At 59.1% G+C, this 25,141-nt stretch carries 25 protein-coding genes and 3 tRNA genes; 21 read left to right on the top strand and 7 right to left on the bottom strand.

Features of this window, described 5'->3' with window-relative positions; all coding sequences use genetic code 11:
• The first annotated feature begins 1 nt into the window (after position 1).
• Both ACSMDR_RS19645 and ACSMDR_RS19640 read left to right on the top strand, forming a co-directional pair.
• Positions 2–520, top strand: coding sequence for a hypothetical protein (locus ACSMDR_RS19645; RefSeq protein ID WP_436469414.1), 519 nt, complete (start codon positions 2–4; stop codon positions 518–520).
• A complete protein-coding gene (locus ACSMDR_RS19640) occupies positions 517–1,797 on the top strand; it encodes a sigma 54-interacting transcriptional regulator (RefSeq protein WP_436469413.1) in 1,281 nt (426 codons plus the stop codon). The genes ACSMDR_RS19645 and ACSMDR_RS19640 overlap by 4 nt, the downstream gene beginning before the upstream one ends.
• A gap of 102 nt (positions 1,798–1,899) precedes the next feature.
• Here ACSMDR_RS19640 and ACSMDR_RS19635 read toward each other — a convergent pair whose 3' ends face one another.
• Positions 1,900–2,385, bottom strand: coding sequence for a DUF1097 domain-containing protein (locus ACSMDR_RS19635; protein WP_005897702.1), 486 nt, complete (start codon positions 2,383–2,385; stop codon positions 1,900–1,902).
• Positions 2,386–2,778: 393 nt separating this feature from the next.
• Here ACSMDR_RS19635 and msrP point away from each other — a divergent pair, with 393 nt between their 5' ends.
• Complete coding sequence (gene msrP / locus ACSMDR_RS19630; RefSeq protein WP_436469412.1) at positions 2,779–3,789, top strand: protein-methionine-sulfoxide reductase catalytic subunit MsrP; 1,011 nt, start codon at positions 2,779–2,781, stop codon at positions 3,787–3,789.
• 58 nt (positions 3,790–3,847) lie between these two features.
• Complete coding sequence (msrQ, locus tag ACSMDR_RS19625; RefSeq protein ID WP_436469411.1) at positions 3,848–4,510, top strand: protein-methionine-sulfoxide reductase heme-binding subunit MsrQ; 663 nt, start codon at positions 3,848–3,850, stop codon at positions 4,508–4,510.
• Between the two features lie 45 nt (positions 4,511–4,555).
• Here msrQ and ACSMDR_RS19620 read toward each other — a convergent pair whose 3' ends face one another.
• Positions 4,556–4,822 carry a PepSY domain-containing protein gene (locus ACSMDR_RS19620; protein WP_436469410.1) on the bottom strand — a complete coding sequence of 89 codons (267 nt, stop codon included), beginning with the start codon at positions 4,820–4,822 and terminating at the stop codon, positions 4,556–4,558.
• A gap of 63 nt (positions 4,823–4,885) precedes the next feature.
• Here ACSMDR_RS19620 and ACSMDR_RS19615 point away from each other — a divergent pair, with 63 nt between their 5' ends.
• From ACSMDR_RS19615 to ACSMDR_RS19600, 4 genes are all read left to right on the top strand, one after another.
• Positions 4,886–5,212, top strand: coding sequence for a PepSY domain-containing protein (locus ACSMDR_RS19615; RefSeq protein ID WP_005897692.1), 327 nt, complete (start codon positions 4,886–4,888; stop codon positions 5,210–5,212).
• A 27-nt stretch (positions 5,213–5,239) separates the two neighbouring features.
• Complete coding sequence (locus tag ACSMDR_RS19610; protein WP_005897690.1) at positions 5,240–5,896, top strand: AHA_4052 family stress response regulator transcription factor; 657 nt, start codon at positions 5,240–5,242, stop codon at positions 5,894–5,896.
• 55 nt (positions 5,897–5,951) lie between these two features.
• Entirely contained in the window at positions 5,952–7,301 is a 1,350-nt protein-coding gene (locus tag ACSMDR_RS19605; RefSeq protein WP_005897688.1) for a sensor histidine kinase, read from the top strand.
• A gap of 128 nt (positions 7,302–7,429) precedes the next feature.
• On the top strand, positions 7,430–7,891 hold the full coding sequence (locus ACSMDR_RS19600; protein ID WP_005897686.1) for a hypothetical protein: 462 nt from the start codon (positions 7,430–7,432) through the stop codon (positions 7,889–7,891).
• A gap of 288 nt (positions 7,892–8,179) precedes the next feature.
• Here the strand turns inward: ACSMDR_RS19600 and torA are convergent, their stop codons facing one another.
• Together torA and ACSMDR_RS19590 are read right to left on the bottom strand one after the other, a co-directional pair.
• The gene (torA, locus tag ACSMDR_RS19595) at positions 8,180–10,660 is read right to left on the bottom strand and encodes a trimethylamine-N-oxide reductase TorA (RefSeq protein ID WP_436469409.1); all 2,481 of its coding nucleotides are present in this window, start codon (positions 10,658–10,660) and stop codon (positions 8,180–8,182) included.
• Positions 10,661–10,682: 22 nt separating this feature from the next.
• Positions 10,683–11,813 carry a NapC/NirT family cytochrome c gene (locus ACSMDR_RS19590; protein WP_436469408.1) on the bottom strand — a complete coding sequence of 377 codons (1,131 nt, stop codon included), beginning with the start codon at positions 11,811–11,813 and terminating at the stop codon, positions 10,683–10,685.
• A gap of 377 nt (positions 11,814–12,190) precedes the next feature.
• On the opposite strand from ACSMDR_RS19590, the gene ACSMDR_RS19585 reads away from it, so the two are divergent.
• The gene (locus ACSMDR_RS19585) at positions 12,191–14,185 is read left to right on the top strand and encodes a DNA topoisomerase III (protein WP_436469407.1); all 1,995 of its coding nucleotides are present in this window, start codon (positions 12,191–12,193) and stop codon (positions 14,183–14,185) included.
• Between the two features lie 79 nt (positions 14,186–14,264).
• On the opposite strand, the gene ACSMDR_RS19580 is transcribed toward ACSMDR_RS19585, so the two are convergent.
• Positions 14,265–15,623, bottom strand: a complete 1,359-nt coding sequence (locus ACSMDR_RS19580) for a TrkH family potassium uptake protein (protein WP_436469406.1) — start codon at positions 15,621–15,623, stop codon at positions 14,265–14,267.
• The gene (locus ACSMDR_RS19575) at positions 15,620–16,273 is read right to left on the bottom strand and encodes a potassium channel family protein (protein ID WP_005897678.1); all 654 of its coding nucleotides are present in this window, start codon (positions 16,271–16,273) and stop codon (positions 15,620–15,622) included. The genes ACSMDR_RS19580 and ACSMDR_RS19575 overlap by 4 nt, the downstream gene beginning before the upstream one ends.
• Positions 16,274–16,630: 357 nt before the next feature.
• Here ACSMDR_RS19575 and murB point away from each other — a divergent pair, with 357 nt between their 5' ends.
• Together murB and birA are read left to right on the top strand one after the other, a co-directional pair.
• Positions 16,631–17,668: a UDP-N-acetylmuramate dehydrogenase gene (gene murB, locus ACSMDR_RS19570; protein WP_436469405.1), complete on the top strand. Its 1,038-nt coding sequence runs from the start codon at positions 16,631–16,633 to the stop codon at positions 17,666–17,668.
• Positions 17,665–18,630: a bifunctional biotin--[acetyl-CoA-carboxylase] ligase/biotin operon repressor BirA gene (gene birA / locus ACSMDR_RS19565; protein ID WP_436469404.1), complete on the top strand. Its 966-nt coding sequence runs from the start codon at positions 17,665–17,667 to the stop codon at positions 18,628–18,630. The genes murB and birA overlap by 4 nt, the downstream gene beginning before the upstream one ends.
• Before the next feature lie 57 nt (positions 18,631–18,687).
• Here the strand turns inward: birA and coaA are convergent, their stop codons facing one another.
• Entirely contained in the window at positions 18,688–19,626 is a 939-nt protein-coding gene (gene coaA, locus ACSMDR_RS19560) for a type I pantothenate kinase (RefSeq protein ID WP_005897673.1), read from the bottom strand.
• 259 nt (positions 19,627–19,885) lie between these two features.
• Between coaA and ACSMDR_RS19555 the strand changes: the two genes are divergently transcribed.
• From ACSMDR_RS19555 to rplL, 10 genes are all read left to right on the top strand, one after another.
• Positions 19,886–19,970 (top strand) — tRNA-Tyr (locus tag ACSMDR_RS19555).
• Between the two features lie 38 nt (positions 19,971–20,008).
• A tRNA-Gly gene (locus ACSMDR_RS19550) sits at positions 20,009–20,083 on the top strand.
• A gap of 172 nt (positions 20,084–20,255) precedes the next feature.
• On the top strand, positions 20,256–21,440 hold the full coding sequence (tuf, locus tag ACSMDR_RS19545) for an elongation factor Tu (protein ID WP_436469403.1): 1,185 nt from the start codon (positions 20,256–20,258) through the stop codon (positions 21,438–21,440).
• A 52-nt stretch (positions 21,441–21,492) separates the two neighbouring features.
• Positions 21,493–21,569: transfer RNA gene (locus tag ACSMDR_RS19540), tRNA-Trp, on the top strand.
• 60 nt (positions 21,570–21,629) lie between these two features.
• Positions 21,630–22,001, top strand: a complete 372-nt coding sequence (secE, locus tag ACSMDR_RS19535) for a preprotein translocase subunit SecE (protein ID WP_005901810.1) — start codon at positions 21,630–21,632, stop codon at positions 21,999–22,001.
• 9 nt (positions 22,002–22,010) lie between these two features.
• A complete protein-coding gene (gene nusG, locus ACSMDR_RS19530) occupies positions 22,011–22,562 on the top strand; it encodes a transcription termination/antitermination protein NusG (protein WP_005901813.1) in 552 nt (183 codons plus the stop codon).
• A gap of 134 nt (positions 22,563–22,696) precedes the next feature.
• Positions 22,697–23,125 carry a 50S ribosomal protein L11 gene (gene rplK, locus ACSMDR_RS19525; RefSeq protein WP_005901816.1) on the top strand — a complete coding sequence of 143 codons (429 nt, stop codon included), beginning with the start codon at positions 22,697–22,699 and terminating at the stop codon, positions 23,123–23,125.
• Positions 23,126–23,129: 4 nt separating this feature from the next.
• Complete coding sequence (gene rplA, locus ACSMDR_RS19520; protein ID WP_005901818.1) at positions 23,130–23,831, top strand: 50S ribosomal protein L1; 702 nt, start codon at positions 23,130–23,132, stop codon at positions 23,829–23,831.
• 247 nt (positions 23,832–24,078) lie between these two features.
• The gene (gene rplJ / locus ACSMDR_RS19515) at positions 24,079–24,579 is read left to right on the top strand and encodes a 50S ribosomal protein L10 (protein ID WP_005901820.1); all 501 of its coding nucleotides are present in this window, start codon (positions 24,079–24,081) and stop codon (positions 24,577–24,579) included.
• Between the two features lie 51 nt (positions 24,580–24,630).
• Positions 24,631–24,993: a 50S ribosomal protein L7/L12 gene (rplL, locus tag ACSMDR_RS19510; RefSeq protein WP_005901822.1), complete on the top strand. Its 363-nt coding sequence runs from the start codon at positions 24,631–24,633 to the stop codon at positions 24,991–24,993.
• The last annotated feature ends 148 nt before the right edge of the window (positions 24,994–25,141 follow it).

Here is a 25,141-nt window from a genome sequence, read left to right as displayed (position 1 = left end):
TATGATCAAACCACTGATTTTTCCCGCCTTTCTGGCGACTATTTTGACAGGCTGCGGCCTGATACCGCATCAGGAGCCCTCTTCGGTGACTGACGTCGAGTTGGCGCAGCGGATGGAATTTGCCAATAAAGAGATGCAGGTGCGCTTGCAGTATTCTGACTGGCTATTGGCCAGTCAGCCCCAGCAACGGGAACAAGAGCGCGATCGTTTGCAGGGCCAACCCGACCTGGAGAGCCGGGTCAGCCTGGCCATGGTCAACAGCCACCCGGCCGAATCAGTGGCGAGCCGTCGTGGCGGGCTCGATGCCCTCAAGGCGTTGCAACCCGAACTTGGCCTGGATGCCCAGGCGTTCCTGCGCAGTTGGATAGCCCTGGGGGAGCAACTGCTGGAACGGGACGGCCGCCGCGATGACCAGAGTCAGGAAGTGCAGCGGCTCAAGCGCCAGATAGAGCAGTTATCCGCCATCGATGAACAGCTCAACAGACGCAAGTATCAAGAGACGGGCGGTACCCGGCCATGAGCCGTATCCTGCTGGTTGATGATGACATCAGCCTGCTCAAACTGATGAGTATGCGGTTGCGCAGCCAGGGCTATGAGGTGGATACCGCCGATAGCGCCGAGGCGGCTCTCAACCGGCTGCGCCAGCAACGGGCCGATCTGGTGCTGAGCGATCTGCGCATGGGGGGAATGGACGGTCTGGCGCTGTTCGAGAAGATCCAGGCCCAGTGGCTCGGCATGCCCGTTATCATCATGACGGCGCACGGCACCATCCCCGATGCCATCCAGGCGACTCGCTCCGGCGTTTTCAGTTTCCTCACCAAGCCCATCGACAAGGATGAGCTGCTGAGCACGATCGAACACGCATTGAGTCTGACCAGACCCAAGCAGAAGCGGGAGTGGCAATCCCAGATCCTGACCCGCAATCCGCAGATGGAGCAGATCCTGATCCAGGCCAGCACCATTGCCACCATGGAGGTGCCCGTCCTGATCCTGGGCCCCTCAGGTTCCGGCAAAGGGTTGATGGCGCAAACCCTGCACCAGGCCAGCGCCAGGCGCGATCAGCCGCTCTATGTCATCAACTGTGCGGCGCTCTCCTGGGAGGCGCTGGATCAGGAGTTGTTCGGGGAGGATGGCCGTAGCGGCATATTCGCCCAGGCCAAGGGAGCGACCCTGTTTCTCGACGAGATAGGCAATCTGTCGGCCTCGCTGCAGGCCAAGTTGCTGCAAGTGTTGCAGGAGTACGGCCAGGGAACGGCTGAGGTGCGGGTATTGAGTGCCAGCCATCAGGATCTGGTGGCGGCCATGGATGAGGGGCGGTTTCGGGAAGATCTCTTTTATCGCCTCAATGTGGCCAATATCACCTTGCCTCCCCTGTGCGCCCGCAGCGAAGACATCCCCCTGCTGGCCCGCCAGGCTCTGGATGGTTACAAGGCCCGCCACTCCGACTGTCTGGCGATGGGGTTCTCCCCCGAGGCGCTGGCCATGCTGGCGAGTGCGGCCTGGCCCGGCAACGTGCGTCAGCTCTCCAGTTTGGTGGAGCAGCTGGCGAGTCTGTGCAGCAGCCCGGTGATCGGTGTTGTCATGGTGGAGTCTGCCTTGAGCGGCAGCAGTGGCGGTATCCCCTCCTTCAACGAGGCGCGCGCCGAGTTCGAGAGGGAGTACCTGATCCGTCTGCTACGCACCACAGAGGGCAACGTCACCCTGGCCGCCAACATGGCGGGTCGCAACCGCACCGATTTTTACAAACTGCTCAATCGCCACGCCATAGAGGCGGCCAATTTCAAACCCAAGAGCTAGCGAGGCAAGGGGCCTTGACCCCCAGTGGCCGGCTCAATTGGCGGTGTTGAGCCGCTGGCAGAACCATTGGCCGAAGGGCTATTCAGCCAGCGGAGCATGGGATCAGGTTGAGGAGCTTATCTTGGCGCCAGCCTTTGCCACGGGGCGGCTGCGGGCCGAGAGCCAGAGGCCGCTCGCTTTCATCAGGTAACCAAAGAGGGCGCCGATGACGAGAGAGGGCAGGATCAGCCGCCACTCCCCCGCCGCACCAAAAGCGGCGCAGCAGCCTGCAAAAGTACCGGGAATATAAGAGAGCCAGTGCTGCTTGGCTTGCATGCACATCAGGGTGGCGACAACCCCTGTCATCAGATAGCCCGCCATGCCGGCGCCCCACCACGACTCCCCATGTATCAATAACAGGCCCCACAACATGCCGCTGGCATTGCAGAGCAGGGTCTGGCCCAGGGACCGCAGGCCCCCCTGGGAGGCAAAGTAGCTGGTACAGCCGAGAAAACCGACCCAGGATATCAAGCCCAGGGCCACGGCTAGCCAGCCCCAAAGAGCGGATAGGATGCCGGTGGTAAGGGCAATGGCGATCAGTGGAGACATGGCGACAGACCCCTGTATGGGTGGAAAGGGCGGGAGGATACCCCTGCGTAAAGATGCGGCAAGTTGGTGCTAAGGGCGATGTGATCGCCATCACATTATGTGGGGCGGGAATACGCTTGCGCTCGCGAAAAGTGCACTGGCCCCCTCGGGGAACTGCACCATAGTGATGGGCCCGGTCGCATCGGGGGAGTGCGCATCATGTCGCCCAGCATCCAGGTTCCCCTGCTGATTTTCATCATGCTGTTTCTGGTTGGCGCCCTGTGCAGGGCGTAGCCCGATGAGCAATAGAGCCGCGACCTGCTCCTCCAAATGGCATTTTTTGGCTGAAGATGAAATGGATCCTGACCCGGTGCGGTCTTATCGTTAACACCATATTCTGTGCGGGAGCCTTCCATGCTGATCAAGTCATCTTCTTCCCATCACCCGACCGAGAGTGACCTCACCCCCGAAGCCATTTACCAGGACAGGCGCCTGATCCTCAAGGGGCTGGGTTTGGGCGCCGCGGGGCTGGGAGCCAGTCTGGCGTTCCCGGCTCAGGCCAGTTTTCTCGATCTCTTCAAGGAGAAGACGCCTGCGCTGGCGGAAGGCAAGCCTCTCAACGTGACGCCGGCGGCGCGCCCAGAGGGTCTGGTATTGACGCCCTATGACAAGGCGACCACGCACAACAACTTCTATGAGCTGGGGACTGACAAGGGGGATCCTGCTCGCAATGCCCACTATCTCAAGCCGGAGCCCTGGACGCTCAAGGTCGGTGGTGAGGTAGATAAGCCTTTCACCCTGGATGTCTGGGACATGATCAACAAGGGGCCTCTTGAGGAGCGTATCTACCGGCTGCGCTGTGTCGAGGCCTGGTCCATGGTGCTGCCCTGGACCGGCATCTCTTTGGCCGACCTCATCAAGCAGGCAGCCCCCAACAGCCGCGCCAAGTTTGTTGCATTCGAGACGCTTTATGATCCCCAGCAGTTGCCGGGACAGGGCTCTTCGTTGGGGGGCGGCATAGATTATCCCTATGTGGAGGGGCTGCGCATCGATGAAGCCATGCACCCGCTCGCCTTTCTGGCGGTCGGTCTCTATGGCAAGACGCTGCCGGGTCAGAATGGCGCCCCCATTCGGCTGGTGGTGCCCTGGAAGTACGGCTTCAAGAGCATCAAGAGCATCGTCTCCATCAAGCTGGTGGAGGAGATGCCGCCGACAACCTGGAACCTGCTGGCCTCCAACGAATATGGCTTCTATGCCAACGTCAATCCTCAGGTCGATCACCCGCGCTGGAGTCAGGCCAGCGAACGTTTCATCGGTGAGGGCGGCATCTTCGGGGCCAAGCGCCAGCCGACGCTGATGTTCAACGGCTATGGGGAGGAGGTTGCCAGCCTCTATCAGGGCATGGATCTGCGCAAATGGTACTGAGCCTCATGCCCTCAAAGGCCTGCGGGCCAGGTTCTTTCCATGATGGAGGCTTATCCCTATGACCTTGAGGATCACCAATACCCAGGCAAACCGGCTGCGCTGGCTGGTACACATTATCGCGTTTGCCTTCCTGCTCTGGCTCGGTTATGCCGTACCCGCAGGCCTGCTCGGTGGCGATCCTGTGCAGGGGCTGACCCATTATCTTGGCAAGGGTGCCCTGCATCTGCTGCTGCTGACCCTGCTGGTGTCACCTTTGGCCAAGCGCTGCCGGCTGGGGCAGCTGATGCGGCTGCGCCGTCCCCTCGGCCTCTGGTGCTTCACTTGGGCGCTGTTGCATTTCATGGTCTGGTTGGGACTGGATCTTCAGTTCGACTGGCGACTGATAGGGGGCGAGCTGGTCAAGCGCAGTTACATAGTGGTGGGGGCCATCGCCCTGCTGCTGTTGCTGGCACTCAGCATCAGCTCCATCCCGCGACTGCTGCGCGCCATGGGGCCAGGTTGGCAGAAGTTGCACAACTGGATTTATGCGGTGGCTCTGCTGGTGCCCGTGCATTACTGGTGGTCGGTCAAGAGTGGCTGGGTCGAGCCCGCCATCTATCTCTTGGTGGCGCTGACACTGCTTTGGCCGAGACGAGACAAGCTGCTTAAACCCTGGCGGGCTCGCCGGGGCCTTGACGGCCGCGCAAAGGCGCGAGACAAGTTGAATGCAAAAGAGGCCTGATGGCCTCTTTTTTATGGTGCCACTTTCGCTTGTGGCGCCCGGTTGCTACTCCCGCTCCTGGCTGAGCAATTTGCCGCTATGGGCATCCACGACCAGATGTACCCGGTGTTGCTCCTTGTCCAGGGTATCGACCTCAAAACGGTCTGCATTGAGCTCCACTTCCCGGATATCGTGATACCCTTGCGCCACTAGCAGCCGTATGAGTTCGGCCATCTCGAGCCGTGTTTGCGCCGCCCCCGCCCCCGCCCAGAGCGGAGACAGGCTGGCCAGCAGGCCGCAGATAGGCAGAAAAGTGCGCGGGATCATATTCATTCCGGATTCATGGCTGGCAGACTATAACCGCAATTATGTTAGGTTTCTGGAGATGAATCACCCATGAATAGAGCCCTGGGTCTGTTTGCCCTGTTGCTGCCTCTGCTTGCCCATGGTGAGCCGAGCGAGGCACAGCTGCAGCAGGCGGTCAGCGAGGGACGGGTGAAACCCTTCCATGAAGTGATGGCCGTCGCGGCCCACTTGCCGGGGCGGGTATTGCGGGTCGATTTGACCGAGCAGGAGGGAGTCTGGCTCTACGAACTCAAGTTGATCGACCACGAAAATAGCGTCATCAAGGTCGGTTATCGCGCCGATAATCTGGAAATGGTGTGGCTCAAGGGCCATCATCTCGAACATCTCTTTATTCCACCGGCCCCAGAAGCCGAGTGATCTTGCCCTCTTTTATTGGACCCATTGATGCGCATTCTGATCGTTGAAGATGAAAAGACCCTGGCCAACCAATTGGCCGAGCAACTGCGACAGTCCGGCTTTGTGACCGACCTTTGCCACGATGGCAACGAGGCGGGCTTTCTTGGGGAAACTGAGCCCTATGACGCCATCATTCTGGATCTCGGTCTGCCGGGCCGTGATGGGCTGAGCATCCTCAAGGAGTGGCGCAGCAAGGAGGTGGTGACCCCGGTGCTGGTGCTGACCGCCCGCGGCCAGCTCCATGAGAAGATAGAAGGACTCAACGCCGGGGCCGATGACTACCTCACCAAGCCATTCCAGGTCGCCGAGCTGGTGGCCCGGGTGCATGCCCTGGTGCGCCGCGCCGCAGGCAATGCCAGTTCCATCCTGGAGATCGGTGGCGTGCGGCTGGACATGGCCGCTTCCCAAGTCTGGTATGAGGGCACGCCCATCAAGCTGACGGCCCATGAGTTCCGGGTGCTCGGTTACCTGATGCAGCATAAGGGCAAGGTGGTATCGCGCAGCGAACTGATCGATCACATCTATGCCCAGGACTTTGACCGCGACTCCAATACGGTCGAGGTCTTTATCGGCCGCATCCGCAAGAAGACTCATGCCGACTTGATTGAAACGGTGCGCGGACTCGGTTACCGGATCAACGAATGATGCCTGTGCAGGCACGGCCTTCATGGCTGAGTTCCTTCACCGGAAGGGGGAGGGCATGAGACTGGTACGTACTCTGCGAGGCCGGCTGGTGGTCATCGCCCTCATCTGGTGCGGGCTTTTCCTCTCTGCTACCGGCTTTAGCCTGCAGACCATGATGCGCAACTACTGGCAGGAAGCCGAAGCCGACAGCCTGAGGTTGCAACTCTACGATCTGCTGGGGAGGATTGAGGTGCAGCAAGGTGGCCTGCCTGCCGTCACCGAACCCATGGCGGATCCCCGCTACCGGCAGCCCTACTCGGGCTATTACTGGCAGTTGGAGCTGGGGGAGCAGATCGTCAGTCGTTCCCGCTCCCTTTGGGATGCCAACCTCAAGAGCCACCATCTCAAGTCTGCATTTGGCGATCCGGACCTCTTTCTCGGCAAGGGCCCCAATCAGGAGCCACTGCTGATCATGACCCGCAACGTGCTGCTGCCGGGCTCCGACAAGGTATTTACCCTGGTGATGGCCAAGGACAGCACAGCGTTGACCCAGACGTTGCACAAGACCCGAATAGGCCTCTTTCTCGGCCTGGGATTTGCCGCTGCCGGTTTGCTGCTCGGTTTTGCCTTCCAGATAGTTTATGGTTTGCGCCCGCTGCACTTGCTGCGCCGTGAGCTGGTGCGGGTGCATCAGGGTCACCAGGAGGGATTCAGGCAGCGTTACCCCCTGGAGATCCAGCCCCTGGTCGAAGACATCAACCGCTTGCTGCACCACTATGGCGAGCTGCTGCAGCGAGCCAGGGCCCATACTGGCAACCTGGCCCACGCCCTCAAGACGCCGCTCAGCATCATGCGCAACCAGCTCGCCCAGTTGCCTGCGGAAGAGCAGGCGGGTATTCAGGAGCAACTTGACCAGATCCAGCGCCATATCGACTATCACCTCGGCAAGGCGCGGGTGACCGGGGCTTCCAAGGTGCTGGGGGTCTCTACCCCGGTGCGTGCCCGGGTGGAATATATCTGCCGTGCCTTCTCTCGCCTCTACCCGGGGCGCACCCTGGATTTGCAGGTGCCTGCCAATTTGGCGGTGGGAGTAGAAGAGCAGGATTTCGATGAGATGGTCGGCAACCTGCTGGAGAACGCCTACAAGTGGTCGGCGGGGCAGTTGCGGGTTTCCAGCGCCGAGCTGGGAGGCTGGATCAGCCTGCGCATCGAGGACGATGGTCCCGGCATGACAGAGGATCAGATAACCCGCGCCGTGCTGCGCGGGGTGCGGCTGGACGAGAAGGTGCCCGGCTCCGGGCTCGGCCTCAATATAGTGTCCGACCTGGCAGAGGCCTATCGTGGCAGCCTCATCATGGGGCGTGCCGAGCTGGGAGGCCTGGCGGCTTCCCTCTCACTGCCCAAGGTGGCGCGAGTAGATGGCTAGCCGCGCCGCCATCTAGCACTTCACGGGTTTATCCCCATTATCCATGCCCGATACGGGCCCTGCTCGGTGGCGAGAGGGGCGGGTCGGGCTTACTATGTGGCATCCGTTGACGCCTGAGGAAGAGATTCATGACCGACGATCCATGGGCATTGTGCCATCTTGATGATTCGTTCGATGCCTCGTTGCTGGGCAGGAAGGGAGCCCAGATCCAGTGGTTTGAAGATAGGGAGCACCTGATAGAGTTCCTGCTGGAGGACTTTATCGACCTGCTGGCCGATGTGGGCGAGCTGGAGGAGGATCAGACCGAGAGCGCCCGTGAGCGCTTCACCTTGTTGGTGGAGCAGAACCCCGACAACCGGGGTCTGATAGATGCCATCAACGATCTGGCCAGCGGCCTGCGCCGCATCGCCTGGCTGGGCCCCCTCTCCGAGCTGGCCGAGATAAGCGACGAGTTCGCAAACGGGCTGCGTGCCTTCTTCTGGACCCAGTATGATGGCGACGAGGATGACCCCGAGGCCTGGGTGCAGGAAGAGCTCTGGCCCCAGCTGGTGGAATGCGCGGAAGAGTACATGGTCGAGGGGGACTTCTAAGTCCCATCTGGCCAAGTCTCTGGCCCCAACTGGTGGAGTGTGCGGAAGAGTATATGGTGGAAGGGGGCTTCTCAGTCCCATCTGGCCAAGTCTCTGGCCCCAGCTGGTGGAATGCGCAGAAGAGTGCATGGTGGAAGGGGGCTTCTCAGTCCTATCTGGCCAAGTCTCTGGCCCCATCTGGTGGAGTGTGCGGAAGAGTACATGGTGGAAAGGGGCTTCTAACTTCCTGTGCTATCGCAATGGAAAACGGCGCCTCGATGGCGCCGTTTTAGTGACTGAACCCAGGTCTCAGGCGTTGGTGGGCACGGCATGGGCCGTATTGGTCGGCGCCGCCCCCTTGAACTTCTCTATCTGCAACTGTGCCATGTGGCCGCAGTTGCCCTGGGCCAGGCTCGACGACCCTTCATCGAAGGTGAGGCAGTTGACGTTGCCATTCTTGCACAGGGCCCCGGCCTTGCCCGGCTCGGCGGGATCGAACCAGGCGCCTTCGCAGATGCGCACCACCCCGGGACGCACGTCCTTGGAGAGCAGGGCGCCCACCAATATCTGACCACGACCGTTGAAGGCGCGGACCAGATCCCCATCCGCTATGCCCCGGGCCTTGGCATCGTCCGGATGAATCATGATGGCTTCCCGATCGGCCACCGCGAATTTTTCGCGCAGGGGCGTGTTGTCGAGCTGGGAGTGCAGGCGTTGGGTCGGGTGCGAGGTGTTGAGTGACAGAGGATACTGGGTGGCCTCCACCCCTTGCTTCCACTCCTTGGGTTCGAACCACTTGGGATGACCCGCGCAGTCGGCATACCCCATCTTGTCGATGGTATTGGAGAAGATCTCTATTTTGCCTGACGGGGTTCCCAGGGGGTTGAGCAGCGGGTTCTCGCGAAAATCGGCATGACGGATCCACTGCTTGTTCGCCTCGGGCACGGGGAAGCGCACATAGTTGTTCGACTCCCAGAACATGGTGAACGGCGGCAATGCCACTTTGGCGCCCCGGGCCTGGGCGGCCATGGCGTCATACATCTGCTTGAGCCAGAGGATCTCGTCCTTGCCTTCGGTGTATGCCTCTTCCAATCCCAGCTTGGCGGCGACGGCACGGAAGATGTCAAAATCGTTGCGGGCCTCATGCTGGGGTGGGACGCACTGGTGCATGGGAAAGACATAGCGCTGGGAATAATCGCCCCCCATCTCCAGATCGTTGCGCTCGTAGCTGGTGGTGACCGGCAGCACTATGTCGGCGTGCTTGGCGGTCGCTGTCCAGTAAGGTTCGTGCACTATGACCGTCTGGGGCTTGCGCCAGGCCTGCAGCAGATTGTTGGTGTCCTGATGATGATGGAAGGGGTTGCCGCCCGCCACATAGACCAGCTTGACGTCAGGGTAGGTGACCTTGCGACCGTTGAAGTCGATGGTCTTGCCCGGATTGGCCAGGCAGTCGGCGATGCGGGCCACCGGGATGGGCGCCGGACTGTTTTTGGGGGCTTCTCCGGCGGAGATGCCGGACAGTATGCCGCCTTTGGCTGTCGGGCTACCCCCCGAGGAGTAGTGGTAGCTGAAACCATAGCCGCCGCCGGGCAGGCCAATCTGGCCCAGCATGGCGGCCAGGGTGACCAGCATCCAGTTCGGCTGCTCGCCGTGGTGTTGGCGCTGCATGCCCCAGCCCGCCATGATCATGGTGCGCTTGGATGCCATGTCCATGGCGAGCTGGGTGATCTGCTTGGCCTCGACCCCGCAAATCCCCGCCGCCCATTCGGCGCTCTTGGGTTGACCGTCTGTCTTGCCGAGCAGGTAGTCGAGGAACTTGTCAAAGCCACTGCTGTAGCGATCCAGGAAGGCCTGATCGTGCTTCTTGGCGCTGTAGAGGCTGTGAGCCACTCCCAGCATCATGGCCACATCGGTGTAGGCGTTGGGAGCCAGCCACTCGGCATCGAGCAGCTTGGCCGTCTCGTTGTAGACGGGGTCTATGCTGATGACCCGGGTGCCCTTCTCCTTGAGCGCCTTGAAGCCAGCCTGTCCCTCGTGATCCGGCATGTTCCAGCTGTTCTTGAGGGTGACCTGGGCATTGACGCCCCAGAGCACCACCAGTTCGGCATGTTCGACCACGTTGGGCCAGGCGGTCTGCTGTTCGTACACCTCGATGGATCCCATGACGTGGGACATGATCACCTGGGCCGCCCCCGTGGAGTAGTCGCCAGCATAGCCGGTGAAGCCGCCAGAGAGGTTCATCAGCCGGTGCAGCAGGGTGCGGCTGTTGTGGAACAGACCCACGCTCTTCCAGCCATAGGATCCGGCATGGATGGCCTGGGGGCCAAAGTCGCTCTGTACCCGCTTGATCTCGCCTGCCACCAGTTCGATGGCCTTGTCCCAGCTCACCTTGACCCACTCATCGGCGCCGCGCAGCTCGGGGCTGGCCCCTGGGCCGTGTTCGAGCCAGCTTTTGCGCACCATGGGGGATTTGATGCGGTTCTTGGCATGGACCTGATAGGGGGCCATGTCGATCAGCTCGTTGGGGGCTGGGTCATCGGCCACCGGCTGGACCCTTACCATGCGGCCATCTTCGACGATGGCTTCGAAAGCGCCCCAGTGGGCCCCGGTCAATATGCCTTTCTGGGCCGGCACCAGGGTAGTGAACTGCTCGAGCGCCGTGCTGATGGCGCTGGCCAGCGCGCTCTTGGGAAAGAGACCGCCGAGCAGAGGCAGGGCGGCGCAGGCCCCCAGGCCCTTGAGCAGGCGACGGCGGGACAGGTTCGCGGTTGTATCGTTGAAAAGAGTCATAACAATTCCTTAGTGTCCTGCCTTAGAGGGCCGAATTCATGTCACTGGCATGCTTTTGCACGTATTGGGTTAGCATACGTGCCTGCTCGGGAGTGAGGGAGGTCCGAGGTTCCATGCCTTTGATGACGCCGATCCACTGGTTCGCGTTGAAGTGATCCAGCGCGGTCAGACCGTGGCAGCCGGTGCAGTTGTTGGACATCAGGGTGGAGGCGTATTGCCACAATTTGTCCTGGTCGCCGATGAGCTGGCTCTGGTCGACCCAGGCGGTCAGCTTGACCTTGTGCCAGATGAGGTTGGTGCTGGCATCGGTTTCGCTCTCCCCGGTGACCAGTTTCTGCTTGGCCTCATCGCCGAGCAGTGCGCTCAGAATGCGCTTGCCGGGAGCTGCGTAGAAGACGTCGGCGACGCCATCTTGCTGCCAGCCGGCGATCTCGACCTGGGCACGCCCATTGTCATTAGCGAGGATCTGCACCTGGGTCGAGGGCATCAGGTTGCCCTGATTGGCGTCTGTCTTGGCATCCATGAACAGCGGCGTGGTGGCGATGGCGTAGCGGGTGGTGACGTTGCCCGGCGTCTTGGCGGCGGCCTGAGCCAGCTCGCTTGCCCCGGCGGCGGCCAGGCCGCTCATATCCGGCATGATGTGTGCCACGCCTCTGTGGCAGTCGATGCAGGTCTGCCCTTCCTTGATGGCGACCGGGTGTTCGGCACGGGCGTTGGGGCGCTGGGCCAGAATATCCATGGCCTCATAGCTGTGGCAGCTGCGGCAGGTCGCCGAATCGTTGGCTTTCAGATCGTCCCAGACGTGCTGGGCCATCAGCAACTTGCGTTCCTGATATTTCTCCGGGGTATCCAGAGTGCCGATCGCCTCGTGATAGATGTCTTTCACGGCGCGGATCTTGGTCCACAGGTAGGAGGTGGGATCCCCGGGGATGTGGCAGTCGGCGCACTCGGCGCGTATGCCCTTGGGATTCTGGAAGTGGATGCTGCCCTGGTACTCGGCCAGTGGCGTCTGCATCGAGTGGCAGGAGACGCAGAATTCGGTCGAGCTGGTCTTGTGCAAAATGGTGGCCGTGACGCCCAGTGCCGCGACGCCCAGCAAGGCCCCGAGCAGCAGGAGCCAGAACCAGGTTTTCTTGAGAAGAGATCCAAGCATGGTGGCAGTTCCTAGGTTAATAATACCCATATGGTAGTAGTTGGCGTCTAGTCAAAGCTTGACGCTCATCATTGCAAGATCCAAAAAGTCGTTATTATTCCGTTTCTTAATTCATAGCATAAAAGAATTGTGAATTTATTTCACGAATGAGTCCTGCTAGCTTTTCGCCTATCGGAACCCTGTTGCGAACAGGTGCCGAATGTTTGTGCAACAGTCGCTTGGGGCGCTGTATTGGTGAGCCGTAATCTCTAGCAGCCTAGTCCAGAGAGATGTGGATTTCTGCTGGAAGAGGGTGTTGAGGTCAGAACCGGCCGGACTTGGGCTTTGCCAGCTGGCTGGGTATACTGGCTACATATACAGTATTCAGGGTGTCAGCCATGCGACTCTTCATCGCGGAAAAACCCAGCTTGGGACGAGCCATCGCCGATGTGCTGCCCAAGCCCCATATCAAGGGTGATGGTTTCATCGAGACTGCTCAGGGGGATGTGGTGACCTGGTGCATTGGCCATCTGCTGGAACAGGCGGAACCCGATGCCTATGACGCCGCTTACAAGCAGTGGCGCATGGAGCCTCTGCCCATCATTCCCGAACAGTGGCAGCTGGTGGCCAAGCCCAAGACGCGCAGCCAGCTCACCGCTATCAAGGGTCTTATCAAGCGAGCCGACTGTGTGGTCAATGCCGGTGACCCGGACAGAGAAGGGCAATTGCTGGTAGACGAAGTCATTGCTCATCTTGGTTACCCCAAACACAAGCCGGTGCAGCGATGCCTCATCAGCGATCTCAACCCTCCAGCCGTGCGCCGCGCCCTGGACAATCTGCGCGATAACAAGGAGTTCGTGCCGCTGGCCGTCTCTGCCTTGGCGCGCAGCCGCGCCGACTGGCTCTATGGCATCAACATGACCCGAGCCTACACCCTGCTTGGTCGCAAGGCAGGCTGCAGCTCTCTGCTGTCGGTGGGCCGGGTGCAGACCCCCTTGCTGGGCCTGGTGGTGCGTCGGGATCTGGAGATAGATGCCTTCGTCCCCAGACCTTTCTTTGAGGTGCTAGCACATTTGATGACGCCGAGCCGTGACAGTTTCACTGCCAAGTGGCTTCCGTCCGAGGCGTGCCAGCCCTGGCAGGATGAAGAGGGCAGGGTATTGCAGCGCTCTTTGGCCGAAAACGTGGTGCGCCGCATCGCAGGTAAACCGGCTCTGGTCGAGGAGGTGGAAGAACAGGCCCGCAAGCAGGCGCCGCCGCTGCCTTACAATCTGTCCAGCCTGCAGATCGATGCCGCCAAGCGTTTTGGCATGGACGCCAAACGGGTGCTCGACATCTGTCAGAGTCTCTATGAGCGCCATAAGCTCATCACCTATCCCAGATCAGACAGTCGTCATCTGCCGACTGAGCACTACGGCAGGGCCAGCCGGGTGCGGGAGGCCATTGCCGCGACAGCGCCGACCCTGGCTGGCGCCGTCGCGGCGGCGAAGGGCAGTCTGCGCAGCAAGGCCTGGAATGATGCCAAGGTGGACGCCCACCACGCTATCATACCGACCGAGAAACAAGGCAACGCCAACACCCTGTCGGCGGATGAGAGCAAGATCTACATGCTGGTGGCCCGTCAGTATCTGCTGCAGTTCTATCCACCATTTGAATACAACGACAGTCGGGTGTTGCTGCGCATCGAAGGCGGTCTCTTTCAGGCCAAGGCCAGACGCATAGTGAAGGCGGGTTGGAAGGCGTTGCTCGGGGTGGAAGAGGATGATGAGGAAGAGGTCGGCACTCTGCCAGCCCTGCGCCAGGGGGAGACGCTGCACTGTGAGCGAGGCGAACTGCTGGAGAAGATGACCCAGGCGCCCAAGGCCTTCACCGATGCCAGCCTGCTGGCCGCTATGACCGGCATAGCCCGTTATGTGCAGGATCCCACCATTCGCAAGACCCTGCGGGATACCGATGGTCTGGGTACGGAAGCGACCCGGGCCGGCATCATAGATCTGCTGTTCAAGCGTCAGTTTCTGCATCGCCAGGGTAAAAGCATCAAGGCGACGCCGACTGGCCGGGCCCTGGTACAAGCGCTGCCGGATAGTGCGACCACTCCGGACATGACGGCGCTCTGGGAACAAAGTCTGAGTCAGATCGCCGAACGTCATGGCAGCTATCAGCAGTTCATGGACCCCCTGACCAGTCAGTTGCATCAGCTGATCGAAGGTGCTCGCCACAACACCGGAGCCGATTTCAGCGCCCTCCCTCAGGAGAGTGCGGGGCGTAATCCCTTCCCCCGTCGCAAGAGCGGCGCCGGACGAGGCAGCAAGTCTGCTGCCAAAACGGGGACGGCTGCCAAGTCAGCAAGTCGCAGCGGCGCTCGCAAGACCACCAAGGCGAAGGTGGCCTGAGGGTTCAGGTGGCGTGACACCTCATCAGCTGAAAGGGGCCCTTGGGCCCTTTTGTGATAATTGCACAGGATCGGGCGCATCAGCCGGTATGTACGTTCTCTTCCGGGTATTTGATGCGAGTCTCGCTCGGTCTGGCCAGCATGACGGCCAGGGTCAAGGGGCCCAAACGACCACAGATCATCACCAATACCAGGATAAGCTTGCCCGGCTCGCTGAGCTGGGCCGTGATCCCGGAGCTGAGTCCCACGGTGGCGAAGGCCGAGATGGTTTCGAACATGATGCGATCGAAGGGCAGATCTTCGGTGATCATCAGCAAAAACATGGCCAGCATCAGCACCATGGCGCTGACGATGATGATGGCCAGGGAGCGGGTTACCACCTGCGGCGCTATGGTGCGGCCGAAGGCGGTGACATGGGGGCGCTTGGTGAGAAAGGCGCGGGTGGCCAGTAGTACCACGGCAAAGGTTGTCACCTTGATGCCCCCCCCGGTAGAGGTGGTGCCAGCGCCGATGAACATCAGCATCATCATGAACAGCAGGGCAGCCGGGGTGAAGTGGCCCAGATCCAGGGTATTGAAGCCGGCGGTGCGGGCACTGGCGGACTGGAAGAAGGCTGCCAGCCACTGCTTGCCCAGACTGAGCTCGCCGAGGGTGGTCGGGTTGTTGCGTTCCAGCAGCCAGAACATCAGGGTGCCGATCAGCAGCAGGGTCGGAGTCATCACCAGCATCAATTTGCTGTGCAGCTTGAGTTTGCGCAACTTGCGGGTGCGCACCAGATCCATGATGACGGTAAAGCCGATGCCGCCCAGGATCAGCAAGGCACAGACGGTCAGGCTGATCAGAGGGTCGTCTCTATAGTCCATGAGGTTGTTGGCAAAGAGGGAGAAGCCGGCGTTGTTAAAGGCCGAGGCCGCATGGAAGAAACTGACATAGAGACCGTGGGCCCAGCCCATCTCCGGCACCCAGAGACATGCCATGATGGCGGTGCCAACCAGCTGGGCCAGGAAGGCGAACAGTATGATCCGTTTGACCAGACGCACTATGTTGATGGAGCCATCCTGACCGAGGGCCTCCTTGGCCAGCACCTGCTGACGCAGCCCGACCCGCTTGCTGAGCAGGGCCAGCAGCAGCACCGTCATGGTCATCTGGCCCAGACCCCCAATCTCCATCAACACCAGCAGGAAGAACTGACCCTGCAGGGTAAAGGTGCTGCCGGTATCGACCACCCCCAAGCCCGTCACGCTGATGGCCGAGGTGGCGGTGAACAGGGCATTGATGAAGCTCATCTCGCCATGGTGGCTGGAGGGTTGGGCCAGAAACAGGGTCCCCAGCAACAAGATGACCAGGAAGCTGCCGAGGATGAGCTTGGGTTCGTTCCAGCGAGACTCGGTATCCGGGCGTATGGCGAAGGTATAGGTGTCGCGCCAGAGGGAACTCATTGTTTATCCAGCCAGCGGTCGATGGCGTGCTTGTTGCCAGCCAGGATGAGGATGTCGCCGAGCGCCAGATCCATGGTGCCGGTCAGTACGTTATGGAGCACCTGACCGCGCTTGATGGCCAGCAGCTGGAATTCGGTCTGCTGCAGCAAATTGAGGTCGGCCAGGGTGCGGCTGTTGAGTTGCAGGCCGATCACGAACTCGGTCAACACCATGTCGTGGCCCAACTCCAGGTAGTCGACCAGCCGGGTATCGAACATGCTCTGGGCGACGCGGCGCCCCATGTCCCACTCGGGGTTGATCACCTTGTCGGCGCCCACCTTCTTGAGGATCTTGGCGTGGAACTTGTCGCGTGCCTTGACCCACACCTTCTTCACACCCGCCTCCTTCAGGACGAGGGTGGTCAGGATGCTGGTCTCCAGGCTGTCCCCTATGGCGACAAAGACGATATCGAAGTCGGCCAGCCCCAGCTCGGCGACGGTATTCTCGTCGGTGGCATCCGCCACTATCACATGGCTGCAGAAGGTGGCGACCTGGCGGGTCCGCAGTTCGTCGATGTCAATGGCCAGCACCTCGGCATCCTGACGCTCCAGCTCTTCACAGAGTGCCGTGCCAAACAGTCCCAGGCCGATCACGGCAAATTGGTTATTCATGAGTACTTCCTCAAGAGAGCGGGCTTTCTACTCTAAACCAGCCGAGTGAGTCCGCAAAGAGGGACATTGTGACCGCGGATCACGCTTGAGCATCCCAGTGACTCGCAGCGACCAACCCAGCTGGGCCGCGGCAGTGTCGTAGCGAGCTGGCAACTCGCGGAGCCCGCGCTGGGGTGTGCGGTATCGTCAGGGCGAAGCAGGCTCGCGGCGTCAATGAACAGACCAGAAGAAGGGGGCGAATGATCTGGGGTGGGCTGGTTTTGACTGCAAGGGTAGAGGCTGATGACGGCGAGGGGGATTTCTCGTCGCGCGCCGACTTGAGGTAGACTGGCGGCCTGTTAATGCCGGGATCTGCAGATGAAACTCACCGCCTACGCCGACTTGTCCGCCCTCAACACCTTCTCCCTCCAGGCTCACTGCCGCTGGCTGGCCGAGATCAACCAGGTGGATGAGCTGCCCTCCCTGGCCGCCGATCCCCAATTCCACGGGCTACCCCGTCTCATACTGGGAGGTGGCAGCAATCTATTGTTCACCTGCAACTTCGAGGGGGTGGTGGTACATAACCGCCTGCTTGGCATTCAGGTTGAGGATGGTGGCGATCACTGGCTGTTGCAGGTGGCCGCCGGTGAGTCCTGGCATCAGCTGGTGTGCCACACCCTGGCCAAGGGCATGCCTGGCTTGGAGAATCTGGCATTGATCCCGGGCACTGTGGGGGCGGCACCTGTGCAGAATATAGGCGCCTACGGTGTCGAGCTTGCCTCCTTCTGTCGCCATGTTGACACCTTTAACTGGCAGACCGGTCAGCAGGAGCGGATCCCGGCCGAGGCATGTCAGTTCGGCTATCGCGACAGCATCTTCAAGCATGACTATCAAGAGAGTCACCTGATCACCGCGGTGGGGCTGGCGCTTCCCAAGGCCTGGCTGCCAGTGCTCGGCTATGGCCCCCTGGGGGCGCTGGGTGAGGCGCCGAATGCACAAACCATCTTCGATGTGGTCTGCGCCACCCGCATGGCCAAACTGCCGGACCCGGCAGTGCTCGGCAATGCAGGCAGCTTCTTCAAGAACCCCATGGTGTCGGCGGCTCAGGCCGAAGAGCTCAAGGCGAAATGGCCAAACCTGCCTGTTTATCCGGCAGGAGAGGAGCAGTGCAAGCTGGCGGCCGGCTGGTTGATCGATCAGTGCGAGCTGAAAGGTTTTGCCATCGGCGGCGCCCAGGTTCATGCGCAGCAAGCCCTGGTGCTGGTCAATCGTGGCGGTGCGAGCGCCGTCGAACTGATCGCCCTGGCCGCTCATGTGCGTGATAGCGTGCAGCAGCGCTTCGATGTCCTGCTCGAGCATGAGGTGCGCTTTATAGGCGCCCATGGCGAGACTTGCCTCGACGAGGTGCTGGCATGAGCCTGACGCCCATTCGGCAAACCTTGATCGGCCTGCTCAGCGATGGCCAGTTCCATTCCGGCGAACAACTTGGTGAGCAGCTTGGCATCAGCCGCGCCGCAGTCAGCAAGCATATGGCGGCACTCAAGGGGTTGGGGTTGGACTTGTTCAGCCTGACGGGCAAGGGCTATCGGCTCGCCTTTCCCCTTGCCCTCTACGATCAGGAGAAGCTGCAGTCGGCGACGCCGTTGGCACCTGTCCATGTCTACAACGTCATCGACTCCACCAACCAGTACCTGCTGGATCGGGTTGCGAGTCTGAGATCCGGGGAGTGCTGCCTGGCCGAGTGCCAGACTGCGGGCAGAGGCCGACGCGGCAAGCCTTGGGTCTCCCCCTTTGGCTGCCAGCTGCTGCTCAGCATGTATTGGCGGCTCGAGCAGGGCCTGGCGGCGGCCATGGGGCTGAGTTTGGCGGTCGGGGTGGCTGTGGTCGAGGCGCTCGAATCCCTCGGCTATCACGGGGTCGAGCTGAAATGGCCGAATGATCTCTATTATCAAGGCCGCAAGCTGGCAGGCATCCTAGTGGAGATGAGCGGCAGCGCGGGCGCCAGCTGCAATCTGGTGATCGGCGTCGGTCTCAATCTGGCCATGCCGGAGCGAGAAGGGGAGAAGATAGATCAGGCCTGGGCCGAGCTGCGTCATATTCAACCGGAGCTGCTCGATCGAAACCTGCTGGCCGCCACGATAATCACCTCGCTGCAGCAGGCCATGGCAAGGTTTGAACAATCAGGACTCGGCGGCTTCGTGGCGGACTGGAACCGGCTCGATCACTTCGCCGGTCGGCCGGTGCGCCTCCTGATGGGGGAGCAGGAGATCCGTGGCATCGAACGCGGTATCGATGATCGCGGCGCCTTGCGACTGGAAACAGGCGAGGGGATCAAATTTTATCTGGGCGGGGAGTTGTCACTGCGCCGTGGGGATTGAGCTGGAAGCACGGCTACTACAGGCATGATGAGAGAGGGGGCTTGCGGCCCCCTCTCGCTATTTGCGCAGCTTGATCTGCTCGATAGCGTGCTCTGCACCTTTAGTGAGGATCAGGTTGGCCCGCTCTCGGGTGGGTAGTATGTTTTCTTCCAGATTCAGGTGGTTGATCTCCTGCCATATGTTGCTGGCGATCCGGGTTGCTTCGCTCTCGGCCAGCTGCGCATAATGGTGGAAGTAAGAGTCAGGATCAGAGAAAGCACCGCTGCGAAACTTGAGGAAACGCTCGATATACCAAGTGCGCAGCAGCTCGGCATCGGCGTCCACATAGATAGAGAAGTCGACGAAATCGGAGACGAATACCCGATGAGGCTCCTGGGGATAATCCATGCCGCTTTGCAACACATTCAGCCCTTCCAGGATCAAGATATCCGGTTGTTCCACCACCTTGGTCTCATCAGGAAGCACATCATAGATGAGGTGAGAGTAGACAGGTGCTTCGACCCGCTCATGACCGGCGCGAATGTTGGCAACAAACTCAACCAGACGGCGGATGTCATAGGATTCGGGAAAGCCTTTGCGTCGCATCAGACCACGCTCCTCCAACACCTTGTTGGGATAGAGAAAACCATCCGTGGTGACCAGCTCGACCCTGGGATGCTCGGGCCAGCGCTCCAGCAGAGCCTGCATGATGCGAGCCGTGGTGCTCTTGCCCCCTGCCACACTGCCCGCAATGCTGATCACGTAGGGCACCTTGCCCCTGGATTGGCCGAGAAACTGTTCCAGCACCCGACTGCGGCGCTGCTTGGCCTTGACGTAGAGATTGAGCAGGCGTGACAACGGCAGATAGATCTCCTCCACTTCCCGCAGCGACACCTTCTCGTTGATGCCTCTCAAGGTTTTGAGATCGATTTCTGTCAGGGTCAGGGGGACCGCATCGCGCAGCACAGCCCACTGTTCGCGGGTGAATTGCAGATAGGGGTTGTGCTCTGTCGTCATGGGTTCATCACTGTTTTTGGGGCAGGGCGACCATACACCAAGGGGGGAAGAGCGACAAGGGACGCGTCAGGATCGTGAGGGGCGAGCCATTTTTTTGCTGAGAACCAGGCAATAATCGCCATTTTGCCAACCACAACAGTTGCATCACTAAAAACCTTACAATAAAATGCGCGACGCTTAGATGTCTGTCGTCCATTTGCTAGGCAAGGGCGACAAAGCAACGGGTGCAAGCAGAATTACCGTTGTGACAATCGAGTACGGAGGGGTTCCCGAGTGGCCAAAGGGATCAGACTGTAAATCTGACGGCTCTGCCTTCGAAGGTTCGAATCCTTCTCCCTCCACCATATTTCTCTGCGGTTTGAGTGCTTTGGGTTAGAGAAATGCGGGCATCGTATAATGGCTATTACCTCAGCCTTCCAAGCTGATGATGCGGGTTCGATTCCCGCTGCCCGCTCCAAGATGCTGATATGGCTCAGGCAATGCCAGGAGCCATGCCTCGGGTGAGGTCGGCAGTTCAAATCGGCCTGTCAGTACCCGCCTCTCTTCCCCACCCAATTCAAATCCATCATATAAACTGTTCTGTGGTTAGCTTGCCACTGCGTACTCAGCGTTAGTTTAGAGGGTCGATCATGTCTAAAGAAAAATTTGAACGTAATAAACCGCACGTAAACGTGGGTACCATCGGCCACGTTGACCACGGTAAAACCACTCTGACCGCCGCCATCACCAACGTGCTGGCCAAGCACTACGGTGGTAAAGCCTTCGCCTTCGACCAGATCGACAAGGCGCCGGAAGAGCGTGAGCGTGGTATCACCATCAACACCTCCCACGTAGAATACGACACCCCGAACCGCCACTACGCTCACGTAGATTGCCCGGGTCACGCCGACTACGTTAAGAACATGATCACCGGTGCTGCCCAGATGGATGGCGCTATCCTGGTTGTTGCAGCGACTGACGGCCCGATGCCGCAGACTCGTGAGCACATCCTGCTGGGTCGCCAGGTTGGTATCCCGTACATGATCGTGTTCATGAACAAGTGCGACATGGTTGATGACGAAGAGCTGCTCGAACTGGTCGAGATGGAAGTTCGTGAACTGCTGACCGAGTATGACTTCCCGGGTGATGACCTGCCGGTGATCCGCGGTTCCGCGCTGAAAGCGCTGGAAGGCGACGCTGCATGGGAAGAGAAGATCATCGAGCTGGCTGGCTACCTGGATTCCTATATCCCTGAGCCGGAGCGCGCCATCGACATGCCGTTCCTGATGCCTATCGAAGACGTTTTCTCCATCGCTGGCCGTGGTACCGTAGTGACCGGTCGTGTTGAGCGCGGCATCGTGAAAGTGGGTGAGTCTGTAGAAATCGTCGGTATCAAAGATACCGTGACCACTACCTGTACCGGTGTTGAAATGTTCCGCAAACTGCTGGACGAAGGCCGTGCTGGTGAGAACGTAGGCGCGCTGCTGCGCGGTGTTAAGCGTGAAGACGTAGAGCGTGGTCAAGTGCTGGCCAAGCCGGGTTCCATCAAGCCGCACACCAAGTTTGAATCTGAAGTGTACGTGCTGTCCAAAGAAGAAGGTGGTCGTCATACCCCGTTCTTCAAAGGCTACCGTCCTCAGTTCTACTTCCGTACCACAGACGTGACCGGTACCATCGAACTGCCGGAAGGCGTTGAAATGGTAATGCCAGGCGACAACATCAAAATGGTTGTTACCCTGATTGCTCCGATCGCGATGGACGACGGTCTGCGTTTCGCCATCCGTGAAGGTGGCCGTACCGTAGGTGCTGGTGTTGTTGCAAGCGTGATCGCTTAATCTTGGCTTACATAAATAAAGCAAAGCCCCTATAATAGGGGCTTTCTTATGCAGGGGCGTAGTTCGAATTGGTAGAACAGCGGTCTCCAAAACCGATGGTTGGGGGTTCGAATCCCTCCGCCCCTGCCATGCACCTCGTCTCGTACGGGGCTTTTGTGTCTTTAGTAATGTCAGATACAGGTAGGTTGTATGAATGTGAGTTCTGAGAATCAGGGCGGAAGCAAGGATACCCTGCTTTGGGGCCTGGTTTTCATCATCCTGGCGGCCGCTGTAGTGGGTAATTACCTGCTGCACGATGTGCTCGCTGCCGTCCGCGCCTTGGGTGTGGTCGTTGTCATTGCTGCCGCTGGTGCGGTAGCCCTGCAAACCACCAAGGGTAAGGCAACACTGGCTTTTGCCCGTGAGTCTCGCCTGGAAGTCCGCAAGGTCGTATGGCCAACCCGTCAGGAAGCCATTCAGACAACGCTGATTGTGCTGGCGGTTACTGCCATCATGGGCTTGCTGTTGTTCCTTCTGGACGGCGCTTTGGTCTGGTTGGTCAACTTGATTACCGGTGTGTAAGGATTAGCCATGACTGAACAACGTGAACAACGTATGAGATGGTATGTCGTACAGGCATTCTCCGGCTATGAAGGCCGGGTTGCGAAATCCCTGCGCGAACATATCAAGATGCATGGCATGGAAGAGATGTTTGGCGAAGTGCTGGTGCCGACCGAGGAAGTGGTCGAGATGCGTGCCGGCCAGAAGCGTAAGAGTGAGCGCAAGTTCTTCCCGGGCTATGTGCTGGTTCAGATGCTGATGGATGAAACCACCTGGCACTTGGTACGTAACGTGCCGCGTGTAATGGGCTTCATCGGAGGCACCTCCGATCGCCCGGCACCGATTTCCGACAAAGAAGCGGATGCCATCCTCAATCGTCTGCAAGATTCCCACGACAAGCCGCGTCCCAAGACTCTGTTTGAACCAGGTGAAATGGTACGGGTTGCCGATGGTCCCTTCGCTGACTTCAACGGCACTGTCGAAGAAGTGGATTACGAAAAGAGCCGCGTGAAGGTTTCTGTTCTGATCTTCGGTCGTTCAACACCGGTAGAACTGGATTTTGGTCAGGTCGAAAAAGGCTGATTGAATTCTGTACGTTTAACGGTTGTCAGGGGCAGCGAATATCTCTATAATTCGCTGCCCCTTTATTAGCTGGGGAGCCGTTTGCAGGAGCATGTCTCCGAGGCGTTTGAACCCATTTTTGAGGTATTTTTCTAATGGCTAAGAAAGTCACAGCTTATATCAAGCTGCAAGTTAAAGCTGGCAGTGCCAACCCAAGCCCCCCCGTCGGTCCGGCCCTGGGTCAGCACGGCGTCAACATCATGGAATTCTGTAAAGCGTTCAACGCCCGCACAGAGAAGCTGGAAAAAGGTTCACCGACTCCGGTCGTGATCACCGTTTACAGTGACCGTTCCTTCACCTTCGAAACCAAGACTCCGCCTGCTGCCTTCTTGCTGAAGAAAGCTGCTGGTATCCAGTCTGGTTCCGCCAAGCCGAACAAAGACAAGGTTGGTAAGGTGACTGTTGCTCAGCTGCAAGAAATTGCCAAGACCAAAGATGCGGATATGACTGGTGCCGATCTGGATGCAAAAGTACGTTGCATCGCAGGCTCCGCTCGTTCCATGGGTCTGGTAGTGGAGGATTAAGACAATGGCTAAAATTTCCAAGCGTATGCGCGTTATTCGCGAAAAAGTTGACGGTACCAAAGAGTACGGCATCAACGAAGCCATTGCCCTGCTGAAAGAACTGGCTACTGCCAAGTTCGTTGAAAGTGTTGACGTTGCTGTCAACCTGGGTATCGACGCTCGTAAATCCGACCAAAACGTCCGTGGCGCCACTGTGCTGCCGCACGGTACCGGTCGTGACGTTCGCGTTGCCGTATTCACCCAGGGTGCCAACGCCGAAGCTGCTAAAGCTGCCGGTGCTGAACTGGTTGGTATGGACGACCTGGCTGAGCTGGTCAAAAAAGGCGAGATGAACTTCGACGTCGTGATCGCATCCCCGGATGCCATGCGCGTAGTTGGTCAACTCGGCCAGATCCTAGGCCCGCGTGGCCTGATGCCTAACCCGAAAGTGGGCACCGTGACCCCGAACGTTGCCGAGGCCGTCAAGAACGCCAAAGCCGGTCAGGTCCGCTACCGCAATGACAAGAATGGTATCATCCATACCACTCTGGGTAAGGTTTCTTTCAACGAAGTTCAGCTGAAAGAAAACTTGGAAGCGCTGCTGGTTGCCCTGAAAAAAGGCAAGCCCTCTTCCGCCAAAGGCATCTTCATCAAGAAAGTCAGCATCTCCACCACCATGGGTGCCGGTGTTGCTGTAGACCAAGCTTCTCTGGAAGCTCAGGGTTAATTGATGGATTTTACAAGGTGCAAAATTTAATCTATAATTTTGCGCCTTGATTGGTTGGGGGTTTCGACCTCCGTCCAAGACCGCAGGAGGCGGTAACGCCTTAATATTTCCTGCGTAGACGGTGCCGGAAACCCAGCGAGAAAATTTTCTCTTCTGGAATCCTGCCACCGCATCGTTTCCTCTGTTCACAGAGGGATGTATCAGTTCTGGGTCTCGGTGGCCCAGATTCAATCCAGGAGCTAAGCCAATGGCATTAGGACTCGAAGACAAAAAGGCAATTGTTGCTGAAGTCAACGAAGCTGCCAAAGGCGCACTGTCCGCAGTTGTTGCCGATTCTCGCGGCGTCACTGTAGACAAGATGACCGTCCTGCGTAAAACCGCTCGTGAAGCTGGTGTGTACATACGCGTTGTGCGTAACACCCTGCTGCGTCGCGCGGTAGAAGGTACCGAATACGAGTGCCTGAACGACGTATTGACTGGTCCGACCTTGATTGCTTTCTCTAACGAACACCCGGGCGCTGCTGCTCGTCTGTTCAAAGAGTTTGCCAAAGCGAACCAAAAGTTCGAAATCAAGGCTGGCGCTTTTAACGGTGAGTTTATCGCCGCAGCACAAATTGATCGTCTGGCTACACTGCCGACTTACGACGAAGCAATCTCGAAGTTGATGGCTACCATGAAGGAAGCCTCTGCTGGCAAGCTGGTTCGTACTATCGCTGCTGTCCGCGATCAGAAGCAAGCTGCTGCTTGATTCTTACCTATTTAGGTTGTTTGAGTTTATTCAACATCAGGAATTTTTGTCATGTCTATCACTAAAGACCAAATCATCGAAGCCGTTGCTTCCATGTCCGTAATGGAAGTTGTTGAGCTGATCGAAGCTATGGAAGAGAAGTTCGGTGTTTCTGCCGCTGTTGCTGTTGCTGCCGGTCCGGCTGCTGAAGCAGTAGAAGAGAAAACCGAATTCGACGTAGTTCTGACTGCTGTTGGCGCCAACAAAGTTGCCGTCATCAAAGCCGTTCGTGCTGCTACCGGCCTGGGCCTGAAAGAAGCCAAAGATCTGGTTGAAGCCGCTCCGGCCAACCTGAAAGAAGGCATCTCCAAAGACGAAGCTGAAGCTCTGAAGAAAGAGCTGGAAGCTGCCGGTGCTTCTGTTGAGGTCAAATAATCTGCATTCATGTAGATTAGCCTGATAAAACAGGCAAGGCTGGTGAATTTTATTCACCAGCCTTTTTGCGCTGTAGACTGAGAGCATTTTCACACCGTTTGCGACTCTCGGTGCACCAGCAACCCGGGCCGCATTATCGCCCCGGTCA

It is taken from the genome of Aeromonas molluscorum, from assembly GCF_051376105.1.
GTDB classification, from domain to species: domain Bacteria; phylum Pseudomonadota; class Gammaproteobacteria; order Enterobacterales; family Aeromonadaceae; genus Aeromonas; species Aeromonas molluscorum.
This window is presented reverse-complemented; position numbering and strand designations above follow the sequence as displayed.

Bases quoted from the DNA above. Each gene is read 5' to 3' on its own strand.
- birA (WP_436469404.1), top strand. From the start codon at position 17,665: ATGAGCCTGACGCCCATTCGGCAAACCTTGATCGGCCTGCTCAGCGAT.
- ACSMDR_RS19585 (WP_436469407.1), top strand. From the start codon at position 12,191: ATGCGACTCTTCATCGCGGAAAAACCCAGCTTGGGACGAGCCATCGCC.
- nusG (WP_005901813.1), top strand. From the start codon at position 22,011: ATGACTGAACAACGTGAACAACGTATGAGATGGTATGTCGTACAGGCA.
- rplA (WP_005901818.1), top strand. From the start codon at position 23,130: ATGGCTAAAATTTCCAAGCGTATGCGCGTTATTCGCGAAAAAGTTGAC.
- ACSMDR_RS19645 (WP_436469414.1), top strand. From the start codon at position 2: ATGATCAAACCACTGATTTTTCCCGCCTTTCTGGCGACTATTTTGACA.
- coaA (WP_005897673.1), bottom strand. From the start codon at position 19,626: ATGACGACAGAGCACAACCCCTATCTGCAATTCACCCGCGAACAGTGG.
- ACSMDR_RS19615 (WP_005897692.1), top strand. From the start codon at position 4,886: ATGAATAGAGCCCTGGGTCTGTTTGCCCTGTTGCTGCCTCTGCTTGCC.
- rplK (WP_005901816.1), top strand. From the start codon at position 22,697: ATGGCTAAGAAAGTCACAGCTTATATCAAGCTGCAAGTTAAAGCTGGC.
- msrQ (WP_436469411.1), top strand. From the start codon at position 3,848: ATGACCTTGAGGATCACCAATACCCAGGCAAACCGGCTGCGCTGGCTG.
- rplL (WP_005901822.1), top strand. From the start codon at position 24,631: ATGTCTATCACTAAAGACCAAATCATCGAAGCCGTTGCTTCCATGTCC.
- ACSMDR_RS19640 (WP_436469413.1), top strand. From the start codon at position 517: ATGAGCCGTATCCTGCTGGTTGATGATGACATCAGCCTGCTCAAACTG.
- rplJ (WP_005901820.1), top strand. From the start codon at position 24,079: ATGGCATTAGGACTCGAAGACAAAAAGGCAATTGTTGCTGAAGTCAAC.
- msrP (WP_436469412.1), top strand. From the start codon at position 2,779: ATGCTGATCAAGTCATCTTCTTCCCATCACCCGACCGAGAGTGACCTC.
- torA (WP_436469409.1), bottom strand. From the start codon at position 10,660: ATGACTCTTTTCAACGATACAACCGCGAACCTGTCCCGCCGTCGCCTG.
- ACSMDR_RS19590 (WP_436469408.1), bottom strand. From the start codon at position 11,813: ATGCTTGGATCTCTTCTCAAGAAAACCTGGTTCTGGCTCCTGCTGCTC.
- ACSMDR_RS19575 (WP_005897678.1), bottom strand. From the start codon at position 16,273: ATGAATAACCAATTTGCCGTGATCGGCCTGGGACTGTTTGGCACGGCA.
- ACSMDR_RS19620 (WP_436469410.1), bottom strand. From the start codon at position 4,822: ATGAATATGATCCCGCGCACTTTTCTGCCTATCTGCGGCCTGCTGGCC.
- ACSMDR_RS19580 (WP_436469406.1), bottom strand. From the start codon at position 15,623: ATGAGTTCCCTCTGGCGCGACACCTATACCTTCGCCATACGCCCGGAT.
- ACSMDR_RS19605 (WP_005897688.1), top strand. From the start codon at position 5,952: ATGAGACTGGTACGTACTCTGCGAGGCCGGCTGGTGGTCATCGCCCTC.
- ACSMDR_RS19600 (WP_005897686.1), top strand. From the start codon at position 7,430: ATGACCGACGATCCATGGGCATTGTGCCATCTTGATGATTCGTTCGAT.
- secE (WP_005901810.1), top strand. From the start codon at position 21,630: ATGAATGTGAGTTCTGAGAATCAGGGCGGAAGCAAGGATACCCTGCTT.
- tuf (WP_436469403.1), top strand. From the start codon at position 20,256: ATGTCTAAAGAAAAATTTGAACGTAATAAACCGCACGTAAACGTGGGT.
- ACSMDR_RS19635 (WP_005897702.1), bottom strand. From the start codon at position 2,385: ATGTCTCCACTGATCGCCATTGCCCTTACCACCGGCATCCTATCCGCT.
- murB (WP_436469405.1), top strand. From the start codon at position 16,631: ATGAAACTCACCGCCTACGCCGACTTGTCCGCCCTCAACACCTTCTCC.
- ACSMDR_RS19610 (WP_005897690.1), top strand. From the start codon at position 5,240: ATGCGCATTCTGATCGTTGAAGATGAAAAGACCCTGGCCAACCAATTG.